At 72.8% G+C, this 25,257-nt stretch carries 23 protein-coding genes; 22 read left to right on the forward strand and 1 reads right to left on the reverse strand.

Annotated features, from left to right (window positions below):
- Nucleotide 1: 1 nt before the first annotated feature.
- The 20 genes from carB to CS0771_RS18630 all read left to right on the forward strand — a co-directional run bounded on the left by carB (nucleotide 2) and on the right by CS0771_RS18630 (nucleotide 22,861).
- On the forward strand, nucleotides 2-3,364 hold the full coding sequence (gene carB / locus CS0771_RS18535) for a carbamoyl-phosphate synthase large subunit (RefSeq protein ID WP_212842157.1): 3,363 nt from the start codon (nucleotides 2-4) through the stop codon (nucleotides 3,362-3,364).
- A gap of 157 nt (nucleotides 3,365-3,521) precedes the next feature.
- On the forward strand, nucleotides 3,522-4,604 hold the full coding sequence (locus CS0771_RS18540; RefSeq protein ID WP_212842158.1) for a quinone-dependent dihydroorotate dehydrogenase: 1,083 nt from the start codon (nucleotides 3,522-3,524) through the stop codon (nucleotides 4,602-4,604).
- A gap of 74 nt (nucleotides 4,605-4,678) precedes the next feature.
- A complete protein-coding gene (locus CS0771_RS18545) occupies nucleotides 4,679-5,953 on the forward strand; it encodes an adenosylmethionine--8-amino-7-oxononanoate transaminase (protein ID WP_212842159.1) in 1,275 nt (424 codons plus the stop codon).
- Between the two features lie 14 nt (nucleotides 5,954-5,967).
- Complete coding sequence (pyrF, locus tag CS0771_RS18550) at nucleotides 5,968-6,813, forward strand: orotidine-5'-phosphate decarboxylase (protein WP_212842160.1); 846 nt, start codon at nucleotides 5,968-5,970, stop codon at nucleotides 6,811-6,813.
- Between the two features lie 212 nt (nucleotides 6,814-7,025).
- Entirely contained in the window at nucleotides 7,026-7,340 is a 315-nt protein-coding gene (mihF, locus tag CS0771_RS18555; RefSeq protein WP_203751265.1) for an integration host factor, actinobacterial type, read from the forward strand.
- 320 nt (nucleotides 7,341-7,660) lie between these two features.
- Complete coding sequence (gene gmk, locus CS0771_RS18560) at nucleotides 7,661-8,275, forward strand: guanylate kinase (RefSeq protein WP_212842161.1); 615 nt, start codon at nucleotides 7,661-7,663, stop codon at nucleotides 8,273-8,275.
- 48 nt (nucleotides 8,276-8,323) lie between these two features.
- On the forward strand, nucleotides 8,324-8,590 hold the full coding sequence (rpoZ, locus tag CS0771_RS18565; protein ID WP_203751259.1) for a DNA-directed RNA polymerase subunit omega: 267 nt from the start codon (nucleotides 8,324-8,326) through the stop codon (nucleotides 8,588-8,590).
- An 11-nt stretch (nucleotides 8,591-8,601) separates the two neighbouring features.
- The gene (gene coaBC, locus CS0771_RS18570) at nucleotides 8,602-9,795 is read left to right on the forward strand and encodes a bifunctional phosphopantothenoylcysteine decarboxylase/phosphopantothenate--cysteine ligase CoaBC (RefSeq protein ID WP_212842162.1); all 1,194 of its coding nucleotides are present in this window, start codon (nucleotides 8,602-8,604) and stop codon (nucleotides 9,793-9,795) included.
- 135 nt (nucleotides 9,796-9,930) lie between these two features.
- Complete coding sequence (gene metK, locus CS0771_RS18575) at nucleotides 9,931-11,121, forward strand: methionine adenosyltransferase (protein ID WP_212842163.1); 1,191 nt, start codon at nucleotides 9,931-9,933, stop codon at nucleotides 11,119-11,121.
- 204 nt (nucleotides 11,122-11,325) lie between these two features.
- The gene (locus CS0771_RS18580; RefSeq protein ID WP_212845905.1) at nucleotides 11,326-13,227 is read left to right on the forward strand and encodes a primosomal protein N'; all 1,902 of its coding nucleotides are present in this window, start codon (nucleotides 11,326-11,328) and stop codon (nucleotides 13,225-13,227) included.
- Nucleotides 13,228-13,475: 248 nt separating this feature from the next.
- Complete coding sequence (gene def, locus CS0771_RS18585; protein ID WP_203757270.1) at nucleotides 13,476-14,030, forward strand: peptide deformylase; 555 nt, start codon at nucleotides 13,476-13,478, stop codon at nucleotides 14,028-14,030.
- A 4-nt stretch (nucleotides 14,031-14,034) separates the two neighbouring features.
- The gene (fmt, locus tag CS0771_RS18590; protein ID WP_212842164.1) at nucleotides 14,035-14,961 is read left to right on the forward strand and encodes a methionyl-tRNA formyltransferase; all 927 of its coding nucleotides are present in this window, start codon (nucleotides 14,035-14,037) and stop codon (nucleotides 14,959-14,961) included.
- Nucleotides 14,958-16,415 carry an RsmB/NOP family class I SAM-dependent RNA methyltransferase gene (locus CS0771_RS18595; protein WP_244870869.1) on the forward strand — a complete coding sequence of 486 codons (1,458 nt, stop codon included), beginning with the start codon at nucleotides 14,958-14,960 and terminating at the stop codon, nucleotides 16,413-16,415. Before fmt ends, CS0771_RS18595 begins: the two co-directional genes overlap by 4 nt.
- A gap of 233 nt (nucleotides 16,416-16,648) precedes the next feature.
- The gene (gene rpe, locus CS0771_RS18600) at nucleotides 16,649-17,356 is read left to right on the forward strand and encodes a ribulose-phosphate 3-epimerase (protein WP_203757274.1); all 708 of its coding nucleotides are present in this window, start codon (nucleotides 16,649-16,651) and stop codon (nucleotides 17,354-17,356) included.
- Nucleotides 17,357-17,358: 2 nt separating this feature from the next.
- A complete protein-coding gene (locus tag CS0771_RS18605) occupies nucleotides 17,359-18,375 on the forward strand; it encodes a response regulator (protein ID WP_212845907.1) in 1,017 nt (338 codons plus the stop codon).
- Between the two features lie 61 nt (nucleotides 18,376-18,436).
- Nucleotides 18,437-19,525, forward strand: coding sequence for a bifunctional diaminohydroxyphosphoribosylaminopyrimidine deaminase/5-amino-6-(5-phosphoribosylamino)uracil reductase RibD (gene ribD / locus CS0771_RS18610; protein ID WP_212842165.1), 1,089 nt, complete (start codon nucleotides 18,437-18,439; stop codon nucleotides 19,523-19,525).
- Nucleotides 19,526-19,571: 46 nt separating this feature from the next.
- A complete protein-coding gene (locus CS0771_RS18615; protein ID WP_212842166.1) occupies nucleotides 19,572-20,174 on the forward strand; it encodes a riboflavin synthase in 603 nt (200 codons plus the stop codon).
- Nucleotides 20,171-21,406, forward strand: a complete 1,236-nt coding sequence (locus tag CS0771_RS18620; protein WP_305835794.1) for a bifunctional 3,4-dihydroxy-2-butanone-4-phosphate synthase/GTP cyclohydrolase II — start codon at nucleotides 20,171-20,173, stop codon at nucleotides 21,404-21,406. The genes CS0771_RS18615 and CS0771_RS18620 overlap by 4 nt, the downstream gene beginning before the upstream one ends.
- Entirely contained in the window at nucleotides 21,406-21,876 is a 471-nt protein-coding gene (ribH, locus tag CS0771_RS18625) for a 6,7-dimethyl-8-ribityllumazine synthase (RefSeq protein WP_203757282.1), read from the forward strand. Before CS0771_RS18620 ends, ribH begins: the two co-directional genes overlap by 1 nt.
- Before the next feature lie 85 nt (nucleotides 21,877-21,961).
- A complete protein-coding gene (locus CS0771_RS18630; protein ID WP_212842168.1) occupies nucleotides 21,962-22,861 on the forward strand; it encodes a GerMN domain-containing protein in 900 nt (299 codons plus the stop codon).
- Nucleotides 22,862-22,911: 50 nt separating this feature from the next.
- On the opposite strand, the gene CS0771_RS18635 is transcribed toward CS0771_RS18630, so the two are convergent.
- Entirely contained in the window at nucleotides 22,912-23,865 is a 954-nt protein-coding gene (locus CS0771_RS18635) for an NADP-dependent oxidoreductase (protein WP_244870870.1), read from the reverse strand.
- Between the two features lie 85 nt (nucleotides 23,866-23,950).
- On the opposite strand from CS0771_RS18635, the gene CS0771_RS18640 reads away from it, so the two are divergent.
- Together CS0771_RS18640 and hisG are read left to right on the forward strand one after the other, a co-directional pair.
- Nucleotides 23,951-24,223 (forward strand): phosphoribosyl-ATP diphosphatase, encoded by a 273-nt coding sequence (locus tag CS0771_RS18640; protein WP_212842169.1) that lies wholly within the window; start codon nucleotides 23,951-23,953, stop codon nucleotides 24,221-24,223.
- A 116-nt stretch (nucleotides 24,224-24,339) separates the two neighbouring features.
- Nucleotides 24,340-25,185 (forward strand): ATP phosphoribosyltransferase, encoded by an 846-nt coding sequence (gene hisG / locus CS0771_RS18645; RefSeq protein ID WP_212842170.1) that lies wholly within the window; start codon nucleotides 24,340-24,342, stop codon nucleotides 25,183-25,185.
- Nucleotides 25,186-25,257 lie beyond the last annotated feature (72 nt).

The raw sequence follows: 25,257 nt of genomic DNA on the forward strand, positions 1-25,257 counted from the left end.
GATGCCGAAGCGGACCGATCTGAAGCACGTCATGGTGATCGGCTCCGGGCCGATCGTCATCGGCCAGGCCTGCGAGTTCGACTACTCGGGCACCCAGGCGTGCCGGGTGCTGCGCAGCGAGGGCCTGCGGGTCAGCCTGGTCAACTCGAACCCGGCCACGATCATGACGGACCCCGAGTTCGCCGACGCCACCTACGTCGAGCCGATCACGCCGGAGTTCGTGGAGAAGGTCATCGCGGCCGAGCGCCCCGACGCGCTGCTGCCCACCCTGGGCGGCCAGACCGCGCTGAACACCGCGGTTGCGCTGCACGAGGCGGGCGTGCTGGAGAAGTACGGCGTGGAGCTGATCGGCGCCGACATCGACGCGATCCGCCGCGGCGAGGACCGGCAGCTGTTCAAGGACATCGTGGCCCAGGCCGGGGCCAAGCTCGGGCTCACCGGGGACCTGGTGCCGCGCAGCCGGGTCTGCCACTCCATGGACGAGGTGCGCGACACCGTCGCCGAGCTGGGCCTGCCGGTCGTCATCCGGCCCTCGTTCACCATGGGCGGCCTCGGCTCGGGCATGGCGCACACCCCGGAGCAGCTCGACCTCATCGCGGGCAGCGGCCTGGCCGCCTCGCCGGTGACCGAGGTGCTCATCGAGGAGAGCGTGCTCGGCTGGAAGGAGTACGAGCTGGAGCTGATGCGCGACAAGCACGACAACGTGGTCGTCATCTGCTCCATCGAGAACATCGACCCGATGGGCGTGCACACCGGCGACTCGGTGACCGTGGCCCCCGCCATGACCCTCACCGACCGTGAGTACCAGAACATGCGCGACCTGGGCATCGCGGTGCTGCGCGAGGTCGGCGTGGACACGGGCGGCTGCAACATCCAGTTCGCGATCGAGCCGGCGACCGGCCGCATCGTGGTCATCGAGATGAACCCGCGCGTGTCCCGCTCCAGCGCGCTGGCCTCCAAGGCCACCGGCTTCCCGATCGCGAAGATCGCCGCGAAGCTGGCCATCGGGTACACCCTCGACGAGATCCCCAACGACATCACCCTCAAGACGCCCGCCGCGTTCGAGCCGTCGCTGGACTACGTCGTCGTCAAGATCCCGCGGTTCGCGTTCGAGAAGTTCCCCGGCGCCGACCCCGAGCTGACCACCACCATGAAGTCGGTGGGCGAGGCGATGAGCCTGGGCCGCAACTTCCCCGAGGCGCTGAACAAGGCGATGCGCTCGATGGAGACCAAGGCGGCCGGCTTCTGGACCGCGCCGGACCGCTTCGGCTCGGCCGAGGAGGCCCTGGAGGCGCTGCGTATCCCGCACGACGGCCGCCTGTACGCGGTCGAGGAGGCGCTGCGCCACGGCGCCACGGTCGCGCAGGTGCACGAGGCGTCCGGCGGCATCGACCCGTGGTTCGTGGACCAGATCCTGGGCCTGGTCGAGCTGCGCGCCGAGATCCTCGCCGCGCCGGTGGTGGACCTGCCGCTGCTGCGCAAGGCGAAGCGGGCGGGCCTGTCCGACCGGCAGCTCGCCGCGCTGCGCCCGGAGTTCGCGGGCGAGGACGGGGTGCGCACGCTGCGCCACCGCCTGGGCGTGCGGCCGGTGTACAAGACCGTCGACACCTGCGCGGCCGAGTTCGCCGCGACGACGCCGTACCACTACTCTTCGTACGACGAGGAGACCGAGGTGGCGCCGAGCGACCGGCCCAAGGTGCTGATCCTGGGCTCGGGCCCGAACCGGATCGGGCAGGGCATCGAGTTCGACTACTCGTGCGTGCACGCGGTGATGGCGCTTCGCGGCGCCCCGCCGGTGGAAGGCCGGGGCCGGTACGAGACCGTCATGGTCAACTGCAACCCGGAGACCGTGTCCACCGACTACGACACCGCCGACCGCCTCTACTTCGAGCCGCTCACCTTCGAGGACGTGCTGGAGGTGGTGCACGCCGAGCACAGCTCCGGCGTGGCCGCGGGCGGCCCCGGCGTGGTCGGCGTGATCGTGCAGCTGGGCGGCCAGACCCCGCTCGGCCTGGCGCAGCGGCTCAAGAACGCGGGCGTGCCGATCGTGGGCACCTCGCCCGAGTCGATCCACCTCGCCGAGGAGCGGGGCGCGTTCGGCCGGGTGCTGGCCGAGGCGGGGCTGCGCGCCCCGGCGCACGGCACCGCGACGAGCTTCGCCGACGCCAAGAAGATCGCCGACGAGGTCGGCTACCCGGTGCTGGTCCGCCCGTCGTACGTGCTCGGCGGGCGCGGCATGGAGATCGTCTACGACGACGCCACGCTGCGCGACTACATCAGCCGGGCGACCGACATCTCGCCGGAGCACCCGGTGCTGGTGGACCGCTTCCTCGACGACGCCATCGAGATCGACGTGGACGCGCTCTGCGACGCCGACGGCGCGGTGTACCTCGGCGGCGTGATGGAGCACATCGAGGAGGCCGGCATCCACTCCGGCGACTCGGCCTGCGCCCTGCCGCCGATCACCCTGGGCAGCCGCCACCTCGACGTGGTGCGCGAGTACACCGAGGCGATCGCCCGCGGCGTGGGTGTGCGCGGCCTGCTCAACGTGCAGTACGCGCTCAAGGACGACATGCTCTACGTGCTGGAGGCCAACCCGCGCGCCTCGCGCACCGTGCCGTTCGTCTCGAAGGCGACCGCGGTGCCGCTGGCCAAGGCGGCCGCCCGGATCATGCTCGGGGCGACGATCGCCGAGCTGCGCGCCGAGGGCATGCTGCTGGCCGAGGGCGACGGCGGCCTGCTGCCGGAGAACGCGCCGGTCGCGGTCAAGGAGGCGGTGCTGCCGTTCAAGCGCTTCCGGACCCGGGCCGGCAAGGGCGTGGACACGCTGCTGTCGCCGGAGATGAAGTCCACCGGCGAGGTCATGGGCATCGACACCGCGTTCGGGCACTCGTTCGCCAAGTCGCAGGCGGCCGCGTACGGCACCCTGCCGACCAGCGGGAAGATCTTCGTCTCGGTCGCCAACCGCGACAAGCGGGGCATGATCTTCCCGGTGAAGCGCCTGGCCGACCTCGGCTTCGAGATCGTGGCCACGGTCGGCACCGGCGAGGTGCTGCGCCGCCACGGCATCGTCTGCGAGGTCGTCGGCAAGCACAGCGAGGACGCCGAGCGCGACGCGGTCAGCCTGATCGCCTCCGGCGAGGTGAAGATGGTCATCAACACCCCGCAGGGCTCCGGCGCCAAGGCCCGCTCCGACGGCTACGAGATCCGCAGCGCCGCCGTCTCCGCCGACATCCCCTGCTGCACCACCGTCCCCGGTGCCGCAGCGGCAGTCATGGGCATCGAAGCCCTGATCCGCGGCGACATGACAGTCCGCCCGCTGCAACACCTCCACGCCGTGATCCGCCCGGAGCTCTCCGCGTGACCGCCCCCCTCTCTCCCGCGCCGATCTTGCGTGACCCGCGCTCTCCTGCGTCGATCTTGCGCAAACTGTGGGTGCGACACGCCCATACCCCCCAAAAGGGCAACAGTTCGCGCAAGATCGTCGCGATCTTGGGCGGCCACCCCGGGAGGGTGGCGGCGTGACGGTGTTCGAGAGGGTGGTGCGGCCGCGGCTGTTCCGGATCGGGGGCGGGGACGCGGAGCGGGCGCATGAGTGGACCTTGGAGCGGCTGGCGGGGCTGGCTCGGCGGCCCGCGGTGCTGGGTCTGCTGAAGCGGCGTTACGCGGTCGACAAGCCTGTCGACGTGTTCGGGGTGCGGTTTCCGAACGCGGTCGGGCTGGCGGCGGGGATGGACAAGAACGGGGTCGCGCTGAAGGCGTGGCCGGCGCTCGGGTTCGGGTTCGTCGAGGTCGGCACGGTGACGGCGCAGGGGCAGCCGGGCAACGACCGGCCGCGGCTGTTCCGGCTGCCGGACAGCAGGGCGATCATCAACCGGATGGGGTTCAACAACGAGGGCGCGCAGGCGCTGGCGGGGCGGCTGGCCGCGCTGGGGCCGATCGGGGTGCCCCTCGGGATCTCGCTGGGCAAGTCGAAGGTGACGCCGCTGGCGGAGGCCGTCGCGGACTACCGGGCGTCATATGACGCGCTGCGGTCCTACGGCGACTATTTCGCGGTCAACGTGTCCTCGCCGAACACGCCCGGCCTGCGCAGCCTCCAGGATCGCGACCAGCTCGACGCGATCCTGGCCGCGCTGACCGAGGATGGTGCGGCCGGTGCCGGTGCTGAATCCGGGCCGGGTCCGGACGGCGACGGGGCGGCGCGCAAGCCGGTGCTGGTGAAGATCGCGCCGGATCTGACCGATCACGCCATCGCCGAGCTGCTCGAAGTCTGTGTGGCGCGTGGGGTGGCCGGTCTGATCGCGACCAACACCACGCTGTCGCGCGACGGCGTCGCTCCGGGCGACCAGGGCACGGCGGCGCAGGCGGGCGGCCTGTCCGGCGCGCCGCTGACCGAGCGGGCGCACAAGGTGGTGTCGTTCGTGCACGGCGAGACCGGCGGGCGGCTGCCGATCATCGGCGTGGGCGGCCTGATGAGCGCCGACGACGCGGCCCGGATGTTCGACGCGGGCGCGAGCCTGGTCCAGCTCTACACCGGATTCATCTATCACGGACCGGCGCTGGTGCGTGCCGCCGCGCTGCGCGGCCCGGAGCGCCTTCGGTGACCGACGAGGTTAAGAAGGGCACCTTCTACAACGCGGAGCGTTGTGAAGGTGCCCTTCCTTTCGAGAGGGACGTTGTGGAGCAGGAGGAGCTGCTGGCGCTGGACCGGGCGCACGTGTGGCACCCGTACGGGCCGATGCCGGGGCGGCAGGAGCCGCTGGTGGTCCAGAGCGCGAGCGGGGTGCGGCTGCGGCTGGCCGACGGGCGCGAGCTGGTCGACGGGATGTCGAGCTGGTGGGCGGCGATCCACGGCTACCGGCACCCGGTGCTGGACGCGGCGGTGACCGACCAGCTCGGCCGGATGAGCCACGTCATGTTCGGCGGGCTCACCCACGAGCCCGCGGTGCGGCTGGCCAAGACGCTGGTGGACATCACGCCGGACGGGCTGGAGCACGTGTTCCTGGCCGACTCGGGCTCGGTGAGCGTCGAGGTGGCCGTCAAGATGTGCCTGCAGTACCAGGTGTCGCGGGGGCGGCCCGGCAAGCGGCGGCTGGCCACCTGGCGGGGCGGTTACCACGGGGACACGTTCCATCCGATGAGCGTGTGCGACCCGGAGGGCGGGATGCACAGCCTCTGGGGCGACGTGCTGCCCCGGCAGGTGTTCGCGCCGGTGCCGCCGGCCGGGTACGACGAGTCCTATGTGAGCGTGCTGAAGGAGGCGCTGGCCGCGCACGCGCACGAGCTGGCCGCGGTCATCGTCGAGCCGGTGGTCCAGGGCGCCGGGGGTATGCGCTTCCACGACCCGCGTTACCTGCGAGTGCTGCGCGAGCTGTGCGACGAGCACGACGTGCTGCTGGTGTTCGACGAGATCGCCACCGGCTTCGGGCGCACCGGCGAGCTGTTCGCGGCCGACCACGCCGGGGTGACCCCCGACGTGATGTGCCTCGGGAAGGCGCTGACCGGCGGATATCTGACCCTCGCCGCGGCGCTGTGCACGGCGGAGGTGGCCCGGGGCATCTCGCAGGGCGCGGTGCCGGTGCTCGCGCACGGGCCCACGTTCATGGGCAACCCGCTGGCCTGCGCGGTGGCGAGCGCCAGCATCGAGCTGCTGCTCGCGGGGGACTGGCGGGGTCGCGTACGCCACATCGAGGGCCTGCTGCGCGCGGGGCTGGCGCCGCTGCGGGAGCTGCCCGGGGTGGCCGACGTACGGGTGCTGGGCGCGATCGGCGTGGTGCAGCTCGACCGGGAGGTCGACCTGGCGGCGGCGACGGCCGCCGCGGCCGGGGCGGGCGTGTGGCTGCGCCCGTTCCGGGACCTGATCTACACGATGCCGCCGTTCGTCAGCTCCGACGAGGACGTGGCGGCCATCACGAGCGCGATGGGCGCGGCGGCCGCCGCGTGTACGAGATGAGTGAGGGAGTGTTCATGGAGCCGTTCGGGGCGCGTCTGGCGCGGGCGATGGACGAGCGCGGGCCGCTGTGCGTCGGGATCGACCCGCACGCCTCGCTGCTGCGGGCTTGGGGGCTGTCCGACGACGCGGACGGGGTGGCGTCGTTCTGCGCCACGGTGGTCGAGGCACTGGCCGATCGGGTGGCGGTTTTCAAACCGCAGTCCGCCTTTTTCGAGCGATTCGGGGCTCGCGGAGCGGCGATTCTTGAGTCAACTATCCGACAGTTGCGCGAGGCTGGAGCCCTTGTGCTTCTCGACGTGAAGCGCGGCGACATCGGTTCGACGGCGGCCGCGTACGCCGACGCGTACCTGAACCCATCGAGGCCCATGTATGTCGACGCGATCACCGCGAGCCCGTTCCTGGGACTCGGCTCGCTCGCCCCGATGTTCGACACGGCGGCTGAGCACGGCGGAGGCGTCTTCGTTCTGGCGCTCACGTCCAACCCGGAGGGTCCGACCGTGCAGCACGCTCGGGGCATAGACGGCCGTAGCGTCGCGCAAACGATCATCGACGAGATTTCCCAGCTCAACAAGGGTGTCGAGCCGATCGGCAGCCTCGGTCTCGTGGTCGGGGCGACCATCGGCGAGACCGGTCACGACATGTCGGCGCTCAACGGCCCGATCCTCGTTCCGGGCCTCGGCGCCCAGGGCGGGACCGCCGACGATCTTCGCCGGATCTTCCCCGGGAACCTCGCCGCGGTGCTGCCGTCGTCGTCGCGCGAGGTGCTCGGCGCGGGTCCCGATGCCACGTCACTGCGCGCGGCGGCATCCCGGACGCTCGATGCCTGTCGGGACGCATTGGGACGTCCGGGCCGGTCGTGACCTTTTCGTGATCATGCGCGGTGACGTTGCCGAAAACGTCGTCGACCGCTAGGTTTCCCGGCGCTGGGCTGATCTGCTCTCGTGACCCGCAAGTCACGTGAGTTTCACCAGCAACGGGTGCGCCGAGGTTACCCACCGTGCGCGGTGGGGAAGGCGGTGCACCACACGCCGGCAAACCCGCCGGCGTGAGGAAGAGGACCTGAGGAGAACTGGTGCCGCTCCCGTCACTGACCCCAGAGCAGCGCGCTGCCGCGCTGGAGAAGGCCGCGGAGGTCCGCAAGGCTCGGGCTGAGCTCAAGGAGCAGCTCAAGCAGGGCAAGACCACCCTGGCCGCCGTGCTCGACCGCGCCGAGGCCGACGACGTCGTTGGCAAGCTGAAGGTGTCGGCCGTGCTGCAGGCGCTCCCCGGTATCGGCAAGATCCGGGCCACGCAGATCATGGAGAAGCTGAAGATCGCCGACTCGCGCCGCCTGCGCGGGCTGGGCGACCAGCAGCGCAAGGCGCTGCTGGCCGAGTTCGCGGCCTGATCCGGCCCGAATCGTCAGCACTCCCTCGCCGCGGGCGGTGACCCGTCCGCGGCGAACGGGCGGCGGTGTGCCGAGGCTCCACCGCATGCCCACCGGATCGGGTCGTGCACCCGGCGTGAGTGAGACTCACGCCAACGGGTGAGAGGCCCGCTCCGCAGATCGTCGCCCAGCGGCGCCGTCGAATCGACGGCGCCGCTGGTTCGTTTCTGAGGGCAGGAACACCCCGTCCGGGCCGGAACCCCCTGTTAAGTCTTGGTGACGTAGTGCGCAAACAGGGGCCCGGCTGCCACCTCCGCTTCCCGATTGGGTAGAACTTGAGAATGGAAGACGACGTACCGCTCGCCGCCAGAGCGGCCGGTCCCGCCCGCCTCACCGTGCTCTCCGGTCCCTCGGGTGTCGGCAAGGATGCCGTCATCGAGGTCATCCGCAAGCGTTCTCCCTGGGTATGGCTGTCCGTCTCGGTCACCACCCGCAAGAAGCGCGACTACGAGATCGATGGCAAGCACTACACGTTCGTCAACCGCACCGAGTTCGAGCGCCTCGTCGACGGAGGCATGCTGCTGGAGTGGGCCGAGTTCGCGGGCAACCTCTACGGCACCCCGCGCGCCGCGGTGGAGGGCCGCCTCGCCGCGGGCATCCCGGCGCTGCTGAAGATCGACCTGCAGGGCGCCCGCCAGGTCCGCCAGGCCATGCCGGACGCGCAGCTGGTCTTCCTGGCCCCGCCCAGCCGCGAGGAGCTGCGCCGCCGCCTCATCGGCCGCGGCACCGAGGACCCGGACACCATCCGCCGCCGGCTGGCCCACGCCGACGAGGAGCTGGCCGCCGAGTCCGAGTTCGACGTGACTGTCGTGAACGACTACCTCGAGCGCGCTGCGGACGAGTTGGTAGGATTGCTCGGTTCGCCTGCGCTCGCCTCCGCACGCCCGCACAGCTGAGCGCGTTCAGAGCGCAACGGCACACTCTCTTAGACAAGGACTGGACACGTGGCTGGAACCGTCGCCCAACCCGAAGGCATCACCAACCCGCCGATCGACGAGCTGCTGGAGAAGACCTCGTCGAAGTACGCGCTGGTGATCTTCGCGGCCAAGCGTGCCCGGCAGATCAACGCCTACTACAGCCAGCTCGGCGAGGGCCTGCTGGAGTACGTCGGCCCGCTGGTGGAGACCACCCCGCAGGAGAAGGCGCTGTCCATCTCCATGCGGGAGATCAACGCCGGGCTGCTCACCGCCGAGCCGACCAACGAGGCCTGAGCCCTTCCGACATGGCTCGCGTCGTACTGGGGGTAGGCGGCGGCATCGCCGCCTACAAGGCCTGCGAGCTGCTGCGGCTGCTCACCGAGTCCGGCCACGGCGTGCGCGTGGTGCCCACGGCGTCCGCGCTGCGCTTCGTCGGCGCGCCCACCTGGGAGGCGCTGTCCGGGCAGCCGGCCGCCACCGAGGTGTGGTCCGACGTGCCGCAGGTGCCGCACGTCAAGCTCGGGCAGACCGCCGACCTGGTGCTCGTCGTGCCCGCGACCGCGGACCTGCTGGCCAAGGCCGCGCACGGCATGGCCGACGACCTGCTGACCAACACGCTGCTCACCGCCCGCTGCCCGGTCGTGTTCGCGCCGGCCATGCACACCGAGATGTGGGAGCACCCCGCCACCGCCGACAACGTGGCGACGCTGCGCCGCCGCGGCGCCCTGGTGATCGAGCCCGCCGTCGGCCGGCTCACCGGCAAGGACACCGGCAAGGGCCGGCTGCCCGAGCCCGAGCAGATCTTCGAGATCGCGCAGCGGGTGCTGGCGCGCGGCGTCAGCCCGGTCGCCGACCTGGCCGGCCGCCACGTGGTGGTCACGGCCGGGGGCACCCGTGAGCCGCTGGACCCGGTGCGGTTCCTGGGCAACCGCTCCTCCGGCAAGCAGGGGTACGCCTTCGCGCGCACCGCGCTGGCCCGCGGCGCCCGGGTGACCCTGGTCGCCGCGAACGTGTCGCTGCCCACGCCCGCCGGGGCGGACCTGGTGCGCGTCGGCACCACGGCCGAGCTGCGCGACGCCGTCGTGGGCGCAGCCAAGGAGGCCGACGCCGTGATCATGGCGGCGGCCCCGGCCGACTTCCGCCCGGCCGCGTACGCCACCCAGAAGATCAAGAAGACCGACGACGGCGCGACCCCGGTCATCGAGCTGACCACGAACCCGGACATCGCCGCCGAGCTGGGCGCGGCCAAGCGGCCGGGCCAGGTGCTGGTGGCGTTCGCCGCGGAGACGCACGACGCGCTGGAGCACGCCCGCGGCAAGCTGGTGCGCAAGCGGGCCGACCTGATCGTGGTCAACGAGGTGGGCGAGGACAAGGTCTTCGGGTCCGACCGCAACGAGGCGGTGGTGCTCGGCGCGGACGGCTCCTCGCGCGAGCTGGGCCCGCAGAGCAAGGACGAACTCGCCGACGCGGTCTGGGACCAGGTCGTCGCGCTGCTGTGACGGCCGTCCCGTCCTGCGGACTTCCGGCCGGGCATGCGGCGGCAAGACCTACTTTCTGACTAGACTTTCGCCAAGGCGGTGGTGGGCCGTACCGTCCATTCATCGTCATCCAAGTCGCTGTATGGGAGAAATCGAGTGGCACGTCGCCTGTTCACCTCGGAGTCGGTCACCGAGGGTCACCCGGACAAGATCGCTGACCAGATCAGCGACGGCATCCTGGACGCGCTGCTCCGTCAGGACCCGCGCAGCCGCGTCGCGGTCGAGACCCTGATCACCACGGGCCAGGTGCACGTGGCGGGCGAGGTCACCACCTCCGCGTACGCCGACATCCCGGAGATCGTGCGCAACACGATCCTGTCGATCGGCTACGACTCCTCCAAGAAGGGCTTCGACGGCGCGTCCTGCGGCGTCAGCGTGTCCATCGGCTCGCAGTCGCCCGACATCGCCCAGGGCGTGGACAGCGCGCTGGAGCAGCGCTCCGGCGAGGGCGGCGACTCCCTCGACAACCAGGGCGCCGGCGACCAGGGCATGATGTTCGGCTTCGCCTGCTCGGAGACGCCCGAGCTGATGCCGTTGCCGATCGCGCTCGCGCACCGGCTGGCCCGCCGCCTCACCGCGGCCCGCAAGGACGGCGCGATCCCGTACCTGCGCCCCGACGGCAAGACCCAGGTCACCATCGAGTACGACGGCTTCAAGCCGGTCCGCCTCGACACCGTCGTGGTCTCCTCCCAGCACGCGCCCGACATCTCGCTGGAGTCGCTGCTCACGCCGGACGTGCGCGAGCACGTCATCGCGCCCGAGCTGGACGGCCTGGGCCTGAACACCGAGGGCTACCGGCTGCTGGTCAACCCGACCGGCCGCTTCGAGATCGGCGGCCCGATGGGCGACGCCGGCCTCACCGGCCGCAAGATCATCGTCGACACCTACGGCGGCTACGCCCGCCACGGCGGCGGCGCGTTCTCCGGCAAGGACCCGTCGAAGGTCGACCGCTCGGCGGCGTACGCGATGCGCTGGGTCGCCAAGAACGTGGTCGCGGCCGGGCTCGCCGAGCGCTGCGAGGTCCAGGTGGCGTACGCCATCGGCAAGGCCAAGCCGGTCAGCCTGTTCGTGGAGACCTTCGGCACGGAGAACTACCCGGTCGAGCGCATCGAGAAGGCCATCAACGACGTCTTCGACCTGCGCCCTGCGGCCATCATTCGCGACCTGGACCTGCTGCGCCCGATCTACCAGCAGACCGCGGCGTACGGCCACTTCGGCCGCGAGCTGCCCGACCTGACCTGGGAGCGCACCGACCGCGTCGCCGACCTCAAGTCCGCCATCGGCTGACCACCCGCCTGAAAGGAAGGGCACCTTCTTATCGCTTTGCGATGTAGAAGGTGCCCTTCCTGACATCCGGCCCGAGGCGTGTCCCGCGCGGCGGGAGCGGTGGGCGACGGGGCGTCGGACCGCTCTGCTAAGACTTCAGGCGTGACAGCGCGTGCGAAACAGGACCGGGAGCCGGCCGGGAGCCTGGCCGTCGCGCGGGTCTGCGTGGACGTGCCGCTGCCCCACCTGGACCGCACCTTCGACTACCGGGTGCCCGCCGACCTCGACGCCAAGGCCCGCCCCGGCACGCGGGTGAAGGTCCGCTTCAGCGGCCAGCTCGTCGACGGCTGGCTGCTCGACCGGGTCGAGGAGACCGCGCACGAGGGCAGGCTCGCCTGGCTGGAGAAGGTCGTCTCGGCCGAGCCGGTGCTCGACCCGCAGGTGGTCCGCGCGGCCCGCGAGGTCGCCGACCGGTACGCGGGCAGCCTCGCCGACGTGCTGCGCCTGGCCGTGCCGCCCCGCCAGGCGAAGGTGGAGACCGAACCCGGCGTGCCCGCCCCGGACGGCGTGCCCGCCGCGCCGCCCTTCGACGGCTGGCGCCGCTACCCGGCGGGCGAGCCGTTCCTGCGCGCGCTGGCCGAGGGGCGCGCGCCGCGCGCGGTCTGGTCGGCGCTGCCCGGCGAGCAGTGGCCCGCCCGGATCGCGGAGGCCGTGGCGGCGACCCTGCACAGCGGCCGGGGCGCGGTGGTCGTCGTGGCCGACGCGCGGGACCTGGAGCGCCTGGACGCGGCGCTGACCGCGCTGCTCGGCCCGGACCGGCACGTCGCGCTGGCGGCGGCGCTCGGCCCGAGCGAGCGCTACCGGCGCTTCCTGCGCGCCCGGCGGGGGCAGGTGGCCGCCGTGGTCGGCACCCGCTCGGCGGCGCTCGCGCCGGTGGCGGAGCTGGGCCTGGTCGCGCTCTGGGACGACGGCGACGACCTGCACGCCGAGCCGCGCTCGCCGTACCCGCACGTCCGGCAGATCCTGCTGACGCGCGCCCAGCAGACGGGCGCGGCGGTGCTGGTGGGCGGCTTCGCGCGGACCGCCGAGGCGCAGTTGTTGCTCGCCACCGGCTGGGCCAAGGAGGTGGCGGCGCACCGGGACCAGGTGCGGCGGGCCGCGCCCGCGGTGCTGCCCGCCGACGACAGCCAGCTTGCCCGGGACCCGGCGGCGGCGTCGGCCCGGCTGCCCAGCGTGGCCTGGCAGGCGGCGCGCGAGGCGCTGGCCGCGAACGCGCCGGTGCTGGTCCAGGTGCCCCGGCGGGGGTACGTGCCGGCGGTCTCCTGCCAGGACTGCCGCGAGCGCGCCCGGTGCACGCGCTGCTCCGGGCCGCTGGCGCTCGGCGGCTCGGGCAGCGTGGCGGCGTGCCGCTGGTGTGCCCGGCCCGCGGCGGGCTGGACCTGCCCGGCCTGCGGCGGCAGGCGGCTGCGCGCGGCGGTGACGGGCGTCCGGCGTACCGCGGAGGAGCTGGGCCGGGCCCTGCCCGGGGTGCCGGTGCGGACCTCGGGCAAGGACGCGGTGCTCGCCACGGTGCCCGCGGAGGCGGCGCTGGTGCTGTCCACGCCGGGCGCGGAGCCGGTGGCCGAGGGCGGCTACGGCGCGGTGCTGCTGCTGGACTCGTGGGCGCTGCTGACCCGGGCCGATCTGCGGGCCACCGAGGAGGCCGCGCGGCGCTGGTTCAACGCGGCGGCGCTGGCCCGGCCGGGGGAGCGGGGCGGCAAGGTGGTGGTGGTCGCCGACGGCGGGCTGGCCACGGTGCAGGCGCTGGTGCGCTGGGATCCGGCCTGGCTGGCCGACCGGGAGCTGGGCGAGCGCCGCGAGCTGGGCTTCCCGCCCGCCGCGCGGCTGGCGTCGCTGACCGGCCCGGCGGCGGCGGTGAACGAGTTCCTCGACGTGGCGCGCCTGCCGGACGGGGTGCAGGTGCTCGGCCCGCTCCCGGTCGGCGAGGACGAGGAGCGCATGCTGCTGCGCACCGCCCGCGGCGGCGGCCTCGCCCTGGCCAAGGCCCTCCACGACGCGGCCGGCGTCCGCAGCCTCCGCAAGGCGGCCCACCCCGTCCGCATCCAACTCGACCCCCACGAACTCTGACCCCGCGCGCCCCTAGATCATCCGACTTGCCCGGCACATGGGTGCATCCGCGCGCAAGATTCGCCCGTGTGCCAGGCAAGTCGGACGATCTTGCGGGAAGGGACCGTGCGATCGGGGTGGGGTGTGATGTTGGGAGTCGATAAGGGGACAAAGTCTGTGGCGGGGGACCGATCGTGCGGGCGGGCACGGGGCACTCCGTAGACTGATCAGCACTGCCCTTCGTACGACAGCCGAGGAGACGAACCCCTGTGACCGTCCAAGCGATCCGACTCTTCGGGGATCCGGTGCTGCGCACCCCCGCCGACGAGGTGGTCACGTTCGACAAGGAACTGCGCATGCTGGTGCGCGACCTGACCGAGACCATGCGTGACGCCGGGGGAGTCGGGCTGGCCGCGCCGCAGATCGGCGTGGGCCTGCGGGTGTTCAGCTTCGACGTGGACGACGTGCTCGGCCACCTGATCAACCCGGTGCTGCACTTCCCCGACGAGGAGGAGATGGACGGCGACGAGGGCTGCCTGTCCGTGCCGGGGCTGTACTACGACACCAAGCGCCGCAAGAACGTGATCGCCAAGGGCTTCAACGAGTCCGGCGACCCGCTGCAGATCGTCGGCACCGGCCTGATGTCGCGCTGCATCCAGCACGAGACCGACCACCTCGACGGCGTCATCTTCATCGACCGGCTGGACACTCAGGCCCGCAAGACGGCGCTGCGCGACATCCGCCGGGCCGACTGGTACGACCCCACGAAGACCGTGGTGAAGGTGTCCCCGCACGCCGCCAGCCCGTTCGGCCTGGGGCGGTGAGCTGATGCGCCTGGTCTTCGCCGGCACGCCCGAGGTGGCGGTGCCCTCCCTCGACGCGATCGAGAAGTCCGGCCACGAGCTGCTGGCCGTGGTCACCCGCCCGGACGCCCCGTCGGGCCGGGGGCGGCGGATGGTGCGCTCGCACGCGGGCGCCTGGGCCGACGAGCGCGGCATCGAGGTGCTCACCCCGCAGCGCCCGCGCGAGCCGGAGTTCCTGGACCGGCTGCGCGAGCTGGCCCCGGACTGCGTGCCGGTGGTCGCGTACGGCGCGCTGGTGCCCCCGGCGGCCCTGGAGATCCCGGTGCACGGCTGGGTGAACCTGCACTTCTCGCTGCTGCCCGCGTGGCGTGGCGCGGCCCCGGTGCAGCACTCGGTCTGGAAGGGCGACGAGATCACCGGCGCGTCGGTGTTCCAGCTGGAGGCGGGCCTGGACACCGGCCCCGTGTTCGGCACGCTGACCGAGGCGATCCGCCCCCGCGACACCTCCGGCGACCTGCTGGAGCGCCTCGCCGTGAGCGGCGCGGACCTGCTGGTCGCCGTGCTCGACGCGATCGGCGGCGGCGCGGCGCGGGCGGTGCCGCAGCCGGAGGACGGGGTGACCCTGGCTCCGAAGATCACGGTCGAGGACGCCGAGGTGCGCTGGGACGAGCCCGCGTTCGCGGTGGACCGCCGAGTGCGCGCGACGACGCCCGCGCCGGGTGCGTGGACCACGTTCCGCGGCGAGCGGGTCAAGCTCGGGCCGGTGCTGCCGGTGGCGGACGGCCCCGCGCTCAAGCCGGGTGACCTGCTGGTGGAGAAGCGCCGGGTGCTGGTCGGCACCGCCACCGGCCCGGTGGAGCTGGGCGAGGTGCGCGCAGCGGGCAAGAAGGCCATGTCGGCGGTGGACTGGGCCCGCGGGGTGCGGGTCGACGGTGAGGACAGCTTCTCGTGACTTCGTTTCGTGGTGGCAGCAGCTCGGGTGCGGCCAAGCCCCGGCACCATGACCGTGACGCCCGGGGCGGGCGCGGCCCGCGTGCCGGGCGGCCCGCGCACGACCCGGCCCGGATGACGGCGTACCAGGCACTGCTGGCGGTGCACCGGGATGACGCGTACGCGAACCTGGTCCTGCCGGGGCTGCTCCGCGAGGCCGGGCTGTTCGGCCGGGACGCGGCGTTCGCGACCGAGCTGACCTACGGCACGCTGCGCGCCCGGGGGACGCTCGACCGGATCATCGAGTCGGCCGCCGACCGCGAGGTGTCCCGCATCGACCCGCCGGCCCGCGACGCGCTGCGCCTGGGGGCGTACCAGCTGCTGCACACCCGGGTGCCCGCGCACGCCGCGGTGGCGTCCACGGTGGACCTGGTGCACTCGGTGGCGCCGGGCGCGGCCGGGTTCGCCAACGCGGTGATGCGCCGCATCGCCGAGCACGACCTGGACGCCTGGCTGGCCAAGGTGGCCCCGGCCGAGCAGGAGGACCCGGTGGGGCACCTGGCGGTCACCCACCACCATCCGGAGTGGATCGTGCGCGCGTTCCGCGAGGCGCTCGGCGGCGACCTGGCCGAGACCGAGCGGCTGCTGGCGGCCGACAACGAGCGGCCCGAGGTGCACCTGTGCGCGCGCCCCGGCCGCGCCGACGCGGTCGAGCTGGCCGACACGGTGGGCGGCATGCCGGGCGCGTTCTCGCCGTACGCGGTCTACCTCGGCGGCGGCTCGCCCGGCGAGCTGGTCGAGATCAAGACCGGCAAGGCGCACGTGCAGGACGAGGGCAGCCAGCTGGTCGCCACCGCCCTGGCGCAGGCGCCGCTGGACGGCCGCGACGAGCGCTGGCTCGACCTGTGCGCCGGGCCGGGCGGCAAGGCGGGCCTGCTCGCGGCGCTGGCCGCGCAGCGCGGCGCGCACCTGACCGCGGTCGAGGTCACCGAGCACCGCGCGCACATGGTCGAGGCCGCGGTGCGCGGCATGCCCGCCACGGTGCTGTGCGCCGACGGCCGCAGCGTCGGCACCGACCACGACCTGCCGGCGGGCGGTTTCGACCGGGTCCTGGTCGACGCGCCCTGCACGGGGCTGGGCTCGCTGCGCCGCCGGCCGGAGTCGCGCTGGCGCCGCCAGCCCTCCGACCTGCCGCCGCTGACCAAGCTGCAGCGCGAACTGCTGGGGGCGGCGCTGCGCGCGGTACGGCCCGGCGGGCTGGTGGCTTACGTGACGTGCTCGCCGCACCTGGTCGAGACGAAGGTGAGCGTCTCCGAGGCGGTGCGCCGGGGCGGCTTCGACGTGGACTTCGTCGACGCCCGCGAGGTGCTGCCCGCCGGGATGCCCGGCCTGGGCGACGGCCCGACCGTGCAGCTGTGGCCGCACAAGCACGGCACGGACGCGATGTTCATCGCGCTGCTGCGCCGCAACGCCTGAACGCGGCGCGACCTGTCCGCACCGTGGCAGGCAACCCTGGTGTTGCGAAGGCAACCCCGAAGTCGCCTGCCACGGCCGGGCACCACCACCCGGCGGCCGGACCGCCCTGGCGTAACGGCTGACCTCTGTCGCGGCACATCGACTCGACCGGCCGAACCGGCCCCTCCCGTCGTCGGACGGCGGTAGGGGGACCGACCGAGTCAGGATCGGCTCACGCTTCGTAAGCTGATCGCGTGACTGCGGATCTCATCATCGCCCCCAGCATCCTCGCCGCCGACTTCGCCCGCCTGGCCGAGGAGGCGCGAGCGGTGCGCGGCGCGGCGGACTGGCTGCACGTGGACGTGATGGACAACCACTTCGTGCCCAACCTGACCATCGGGCCGCCGGTGGTGGAGAGCCTGCGCCGGGCCACCGACATCCCGTTCGACTGCCACCTGATGATCGAGGACCCGGTCCGCTGGGCGCCGGCGTACGCGGAGCTGGGGGCGTACAACGTCACCTTCCACGCGGAGGCGTGCGACGACCCGGTGGCGCTGGCCAAGGACCTGCGCGCGGCGGGCACGAAGGCCGGGCTCGCGATCGACCGGGACACCCCGATCGAGCCGTACCTGGAGCTGCTGCCGCACTTCGACACGCTGCTGGTGATGACCATCAAGGCGGGCTTCGGCGGGCAGGCGTTCATGCCGGAGCTGCTGGACAAGGTGCGGCTCGCCCGCCGTCACGCGAACGCGGGCCACCTGGACATCCGCATCGAGGTGGACGGCGGCATCGCCGACGCCACCATCGAGCAGGCGGCGCTGGCCGGGGCGGACGCGTTCGTCGCCGGGACGGCGGTGTACGGCGCCCACGATCCCGCGGAGGCCTGTCGTAAACTGCGTGCTCTGGCCGAGGCGGCACTCGTCCGGCAGGCCACATCGGACAGTGGGGGCACGACAGTTTGACCATCGAGCCGCAGGCAGCCGGCCATGCCGAGGTGATCCTGGTCGTCGACGACGACCCCGACATCGTGCGCGTGGTGGAGGTCAACCTGCGCCTGCACGGGTTCGACGTGATGAGCGCGCACAGCGGCGCGGAGGCGCTGGCCCTGCTGGAGCATCAGCGACCCGACCTGGCGCTGGTCGACCTGATGATGCCGGAGATGGACGGGCTGGAGCTGACCCGGCGGCTGCGGGCCGACCCGATGGTCACCGCGCTGCCCATCATCGTGCTCACCGCGAAGGCGCTCACCTCGGACAAGGTGGCGGGCCTGGCGGCGGGGGCGGACGACTACATCGTCAAGCCGTTCGACACCTCCGAGCTGATCGCCCGGGTGCGCGCCACGCTGCGCCGCAACCAGGAGGCGCGGGAGGTGTCGCCGCTGACCGGGCTGGCCGGCAACACCCGCATCCTGCGGGAGATCGCCGACCGGCTGAAGGCGGGCGACGACTACGCCGTCTGCTACGTCGACATCGACCGCTTCAAGAGCGTCAACGACGTGTACGGGTTCGGCCGGGGTGACCTGTTCATCAGCGCCCTGGCGCGCGCCATGCGCCGGGCCACGGTCGCCGCGGGGCTGCCGCCCGCGTTCCTGGGCCACGTGGGCGGCGACGACTTCGTGGTGGTCTGCCACCCGTCGCAGCTGCAGGAGATCACCACCCGGGCGATCTACGACTTCCAGAAGGCCACCGACGCGCTCTACGACCCGGTCGACTCGGCGCGCGGCTACATGGAGGTGGTGGACCGGCGCGGCAAGGTGCACGAGGTGAACATGGTCACCCTGTCCATCGGGGTGGCGCTGTCCACCAGCCGCGCCTTCGGTCATCCCAGCGAGGTGGTGGCGGTGGCCTCGGAGATGAAGTCGGCGGCCAAGAAGCACCACGGCAACTACGTGGCCATCGACCAGCGCTCGGACCGCCCGTCCCTGCCCCAGCAGCGCGTCACAGAGAGCGACACCGCCGCCGAGGCACCGCCGCCCGCGTGACAGACTTGCCGCCGGTGGCCAGAGCGTGCCGGCCGCGTGAACGCAGGGAGGACGAATCGGCATGGGGCAGCAACCCGCGGTCAGTCCGGCCGAGGACAAGGCGATGGCGCGGGCGATCGAGCTCGCCGCGCGGGGTCTCGGCACCACCAGCCCCAACCCGGTGGTGGGCTGCGTGCTGCTGGACGCCGCGGGCCAGGTCGTGGGCGAGGGCTTCCACGTGTACGCGGGCGGCCCGCACGCCGAGATCGTGGCGCTGGCCCAGGCCGGTGAGAAGGCCCGGGGCGGCACCGCCGTGGTCACGCTGGAGCCGTGCAACCACACCGGCCGCACCGGCCCGTGTGTGCAGGCGCTGATCCGGGCCGGGGTGTCCCGCGTGGTGATCGCGGTCGAGGACCCCAACCCGCTGGCCGCCGGTGGCGAGCAGACGCTGCGCGACGCGGGCGTCGAGGTGATCATCGGGGTGCGCCGGGCCGAGGCGGAGCAGGGCAACATCGCCTGGCTGACCTCCGTACGCCGGGGGCGGCCGTACGTGATCTGGAAGACCGCCTCGACCCTGGACGGCCGGGCCGCCGCCTCCGACGGCACCAGCATGTGGATCACGTCCGAGGCGGCCCGGATGGACGTGCACCGGCTGCGCGGCACCGTCGACGCGATCATGGTCGGCGTCGGCACCGTGCTCGCCGACGACCCCCGGCTCACCACCCGTGACCTGCGCACCGGCAGCCTGGCCATCCGGCAGCCGCTGCGCGTCGTGATCGACTCCGACGGGCAGACCCCTGCCGAGGCCCGCGTCCGGGACGGGGCCGCGCCGACCCTCATCGCCACCTCCGCGCTGCTCGGCAGCGACGAGACCGGCCGGGTGGATTTGAAGGCCGTGCTCAGCGAGCTGCACCACCGGGGCATCCGCAGCGTGCTGTTGGAGGGCGGCCCACGCCTGGCCGGTGCCTTCCTGGGGGCGGGTCTGGTCGATCTGATCGTCTCGTACATCGCGCCCAAGCTCCTGGGTGACGGCCCGGCGGCACTCGTCGGAGCCGGGGTGACAACCATCACCGACGCCATCGATCTGGAAGTGTTAGATGTTGACCGGATCGGGCCGGATCTGCGCCTGACCGCACGGCCGCGCGCGAGCGCGGACAGCGGCAACCTGTGACCGGAGCCGGGCGCTTCCCACGCGGCCGGCGCACGAGGAGGAACGAGTGTTCACCGGCATCGTGGAAGAGCTCGGCGAGGTCGTGCGCGTCGACTGGCAGGGCGACGGCGCGGTGGTCACCGTGCGGGGGCCGCTGGTGGTCTCGGACGCCAATCACGGCGACTCCATCGCGGTCAACGGCGTCTGCCTGACCGTGATCGAGACCGAGGGCGACACCTTCCGGACCGAGGTCATGAAGGAGACCTTCGACCGCAGCTCGCTCGGCTCGCTGGCCCCCGGCGAGCGGGTGAACCTGGAGCGCGCGGTCACCGCCGCGACCCGGCTGGGCGGCCACATCGTGCAGGGCCACGTGGACGGCGTGGGCACGGTCACCTCGAAGCAGCCCGGCGGCGGCTGGGAGGATGTCCGGATCTCCCTCCCGGCGGGCCTGTCCCGGTACATCGTGGAGAAGGGCTCGATCACCGTCGACGGCATCTCGCTGACCGTGGTCGCGGTCGACGACGAGTCCTTCACGGTGAGCCTGATCCCGACCACCCTGGAGCTCACCACGCTCGGCCGCAAGGAGCCGGGCGCCCTGGTGAACCTGGAGGTCGACGTGATCGCCAAGTACGTCGAGAAGCTGGTCGCGGCGCAGCGGGGAGCGAACTGATGACCCTGAACACCATCGAGGACGCCATCGCGGCGATCAAGGCCGGCAAGCCGGTCGTCGTGGTCGACGACGAGGACCGCGAGAACGAGGGCGACCTCATCTTCGCCGCCGAGCTGGCCAGCCAGGAGCTGGTCGCGTTCACCGTGCGATACACCTCGGGCTACATCTGCGTGGCGATCACCGAGGACGAGGCGGACCGGCTGGAGCTGCCGCCCATGTACTACACCAACCAGGACCGGCGCGGCACCGCGTACTGCGTGACCGTCGACGCCCGCGAAGGGGTGTCCACCGGCATCTCCGCCGCCGACCGGGCCCGCACCCTGCGCCTGCTCGGCGACGCGCACACCAAGCCCACCGACCTGGCCCGGCCCGGTCACGTGGTGCCGCTGCGGGCCAAGTCCGGCGGCGTGCTGCGCCGTCCCGGCCATACCGAGGCCGCCGTGGACCTGGCCGTGCTGGCCGGGCTGCGCCCCGCCGGGGCGCTGTGCGAGATGGTCAACGACGACGGCACCATGATGCGCCTGCCCGACCTGCAGCGCTTCTGCGCCGAGCACGAGCTGGTGCTGGTCAGCATCGCCGACCTGATCGCCTACCGGCGGCGCACCGAGCAGCTGGTGACCCGGGTCGCCGAGGCCCGCCTGCCCACCGAGTTCGGCGAGTTCACCGCGGTCGGCTACCACGCCACGCACGACAACGCCGAGCACATCGCGATGGTGTACGGCGAGATCGGCGACGGCCAGGAGGTGCTGGTCCGGGTGCACTCGGAGTGCCTGACCGGCGACGTGTTCGGCTCGGTGCGCTGCGACTGCGGCCCGCAGCTGCACGCGGCGCTGCGCCGGGTGGCCGAGGAGGGCCGGGGCGTGGTGCTCTACGTGCGCGGTCACGAGGGCCGCGGCATCGGCCTGCTGCACAAGCTCCAGGCGTACCAGCTGCAGGACGGCGGCCGGGACACCGTCGACGCGAACCTCGACCTCGGCCTGCCCGCCGACGCCCGCGACTACGGCACCGGCGCGCAGATCCTCTACGACCTCGGCGTGCGCACCATGCGCCTGCTCACCAACAACCCGGCCAAGCGCGCCGGGCTGGAGGGGTACGGCCTGAAGGTGGTCGGCCGCGAGGCGCTGCCGATCCGCCCGCACCCGGAGAACCTGCGCTACCTGCGCACCAAGCGCGACCGGATGGGTCACGAGCTGGACCTGTCCGAGCTGGACGACCTGGAAGGGCTGAGCTGATGGCCGGTCACGGCGCCCCCGAACTGACCACCGTGGACGCGTCCGGGCTGAGCCTGGGCATCGTCGCCACCCGCTGGCACGCCGACCTGGTCGAGCAGATGCTGGACCGGGCGCAGGCCGCCGCGAAGGCCTGCGGCGTCACCGACGTGCAGGTCGCGCACGTGGCCGGCTCGGTCGAGCTGCCCGTGGTGGCGCAGGCGCTGGCCCGCCGGCACGACGCGGTCGTGGCGCTGGGCGTGGTCATCCGCGGCGACACCGCCCACTTCGACTACGTGTGCAAGTCGGTGACCGAGGGCCTGACCCGGGTGGCGCTGGACGAGGGCACCCCCGTCGCCCAGGGCGTGCTCACGGTGAACACCGTCGAGCAGGCCCGGGACCGGGCCGGGCTGCCCGACTCCGGCGAGGACAAGGGCTGGGCCAGCGTCTACGCCGCGCTCGACGCCGCCGTCACGCTGCGCTCGCTCGGCTGACACCGCGGACCCGGGGCGGTGACAAGTTTCGGCGTGAGCTGATCGGCCGGTGGTGACCTTCCCCAGGTGGACGTACACCTGAGGTATGTCTGCGCTGAGGCTCCGCGTGCTGGTCCCGCTCGCGCTCGTCGCGTTGTCGGCCGCCTGCACCCCCACCACACCCTCACCGGACCCCACGGGGTCAGCGGCGCCGTCGGCCTCGACGGCACCGGCCACCACGGCGCCCGGCGCCACCACCGAGCCGGGCGGCCCGACCGCCGGGGCGTCCGGCGCCCTGGCGATCTACTACCTGACCGAGGACCACCGCGGCGATCCCAAACTCGTGCGCGAGTTCCACAAGCTGCCGGTCGGCGACGGCTCGCCCGCGGCGCGCACCCGGGCCGCGGTCACCGAGATGCTCGACGGGCGCACCGCCTACGACCCGGACTACGTGAGCCTGTGGCCCGCGAGCGCCCGGGTGCGCGGGGTCAGCGTCAGCGGGGACACGGTCACCGTCGACCTGTCCGGCGCCGCCGTCAACGGCGAGGCGGGCTCGTTCGGCGCGCACCAGGCCGTGCAGCAGCTGGTCTGGACCGCGACGGCGGCCAGCGGCAAGCCCGCGGTGCGCATCCACCTGGACGGGCGGCAGGCCGACGAACTCTGGGGCCACGTCGACACCCGTGATCCGCAGCGGCGCGCCCCGGCGGTGGACGTGCTGCTGCCGGTGTGGCTGATCGACCCGCAGCACGGCGCGACCGTGCCGCGCGACTTCACGCTGCACGTGGCGGGCATGGTCTTCGAGGCCACCATGAACTACGAGATCCGCAAGGGCACGACCGTGGTGAAGGAGGGCTTCATCACCCTGTCGGCGGGCGGCCCGGCCCAGGGCGAGGCGAAGGTGCCGATGTCCCTGGCCCCGGGCACGTACGTGATCGAGGTGTTCGACATCTCCGAGAACGACGGCTCCCGGATGTTCAAGGACAACCACACGGTCACCGTGAAGTGACCGCCGGCCGCTGAGCGGAGCCTGCCACGCGGTGCCGTGGCAGGCTCGGCTCAGTCCTGCGGGACGGTGAGGACGATCTTGCCGGTGGTGCGGCCGGTCTCGCCCAGCTCGTGGGCCCGGTCCGCCTCGGCCAGCGGGAACGTCGCGGCCACCAGCGGGCGCAGCAGGCCGGCCTCGACCAGCGCGGCGATCTGCTCCAAGCCGGTGTGGTCCGGCTCGACCAGCATGCCCGTCCCGCGTACCCCGAGCGCCGCCGCCTTGGCCGCCGTCTCCGCCGCGCTGCCCGCGTTGAGGATGCCGACCAGGATGCCGCCGGGCCGCAGGGTGCGCAGCGAGCGGTCCTCGTAGTCGCCGCCGACGGTGTCGAGCACCACGTCCACGTCCTTGACCACCTGCGCGAAGTCGACCGCCGTGTAGTCGACCGGCTCGTCCACGCCCAGCTCGCGCAGCAGGCCGTGCTTCTCGGCGCGGGCGGTGCCGATGACGTACGCCCCGCGCGCCTTGGCGATCTGCACCGCCAGGTGCCCGACGCCGCCCGCCGCGGCGTGTACCAGCACCCGCTGCCCCTCGGTGACCCGCGCCGTGTCCACCAGCGCCTGCCAGGCGGTCAGCGCGGCCAGCGGCAGCGCGGCGGCGTGCACGTGGTCCAGCCCGGCGGGCTTGCGCGCGAGCTGCCGGGACGGTGACGTCACGTACTGCGCGTACGCGCCCGCCGCCATCGGGAAGCGGGGCATGCCGAACACCTCGTCGCCCACCGCGAACCGGGTCACCCCGGGGCCGATCGCCGCGACCTCGCCCGACACGTCCCAGCCCACCGTGAACGGCGGGTCGCCGAACGTGCCACCGCGCCGGCGCACCTTCCAGTCCACCGGGTTCACCCCGGCCGCGTGCACCCGCACCAGCACCTCCGTCGGGCCGGGGGAGGGGCGGGGGACCTCGGCCACGTGGAGCACCTCGGGCCCGCCGAGGCTGTCCTGGCGTACGGCCAGCATGTGTTCGCTCATCCCTCCATGCTCCTCGCCGCCGCGTCGTCCCAGCATGTGCCGCGCGGGCCGGGCGGTCGGGGCGGTCCGGGACCGATCGGGCAGAATGACCGGCGTGAAGACGTTCGAGGAGCTGTTCGAGGAGCTGCAGGCCAAGGTGGCCGCTGGTGACCCGACCTCCGGCACGGTCAAGGCGGTCTCCGCAGGCGTGCACGCGGTCGGCAAGAAGGTGGTCGAGGAGGCCGCCGAGTCGTGGATGGCCGCCGAGCATGAGGGCCCGGACCGCGCCGCCGAGGAGATCTCCCAGCTCCTCTACCAGACCCAGGTCCTGATGCTCGCCGCCAACCTCACCCTCAAGGACGTCTACCGACATCTGTGATCCCGCGCCCGCCCTTTGTCGGGTTGATCATGAACTTATGGACGTGTTCGACGGTGTGTCGTGTCCATAACTTCATGATCAACATTGGTTGATCACAGAGACGAGTCGAAGAGAACATGCTGCGTATTGCCGTGCCCAACAAGGGCACCCTGTCCAAGCCCGCCTCCGACATGCTGCGGGAGGCGGGGTATCGCCAGCGCGGGGACGACCGTGACCTGGTCTGCATGGACGCCGACAACGACGTCGAGTTCTTCTATCTGCGGCCGCGGGACATCGCGGTGTACGTGGGCTCCGGCGACCTCGACCTCGGGATCACCGGGCAGGATCTGCTGGTGGACTCCGGGGCGCCGGTGACCGAGCTGCTGCCGCTGGGATTCGCGCCGGCCACGTTCCGGTTCGCCGCCCCGCCGGAGACGGTGCGGGACATCCCCGACCTGGCCGGGCGGCGCGTCGCCACGGCGTACCCCGGCGTGGTCGAGCGCTTCCTGATCGAGCACGAGATCAAGGCCGACGTGGTCAAGCTCGACGGCGCCGTGGAGAACGCGGTGCGGCTCGGGGTGGCCGACGTCATCGCCGACGTGGTCGCCACCGGCGGCACGCTGCGGCAGGCCGGGCTGGTGCCGATCGGGGAGCCGATCCTGGTCTCCGAGGCGGTGCTGGTCGGCCGGCCCGAGGGCGAGCGCAACGGCGCCGTGGCCCAGCTGCTGCGCCGCCTGCAGGGTGTGCTGGTGGCCCGCCGCTACGTGATGCTGGCCTACGACGTACGCGCCGACCGGCTGGAGAGCGCGGTCGCGCTGACCCCCGGCATCGAGTCGCCGACGGTGTCCCCGCTGCACCGCGAGGGCTGGGTCGCCGTGCAGGCGATGGTCCAGCGCACCGACGTGCACCGGATCATGGACGAGCTGTACGACCTCGGCGCCCGCGCCATCCTGGTCACCGACATCCACGCCTGCCGCCTGTAACCCCGCACCGGAGCGGCTGCTCCACCTCCCGGCCGGGCCACGGGTGACGTGGTCCGGCCGGTTCCGTCCGGG

This window comes from Catellatospora sp. IY07-71, from assembly GCF_018326265.1.
Lineage (GTDB): Bacteria > Actinomycetota > Actinomycetes > Mycobacteriales > Micromonosporaceae > Catellatospora.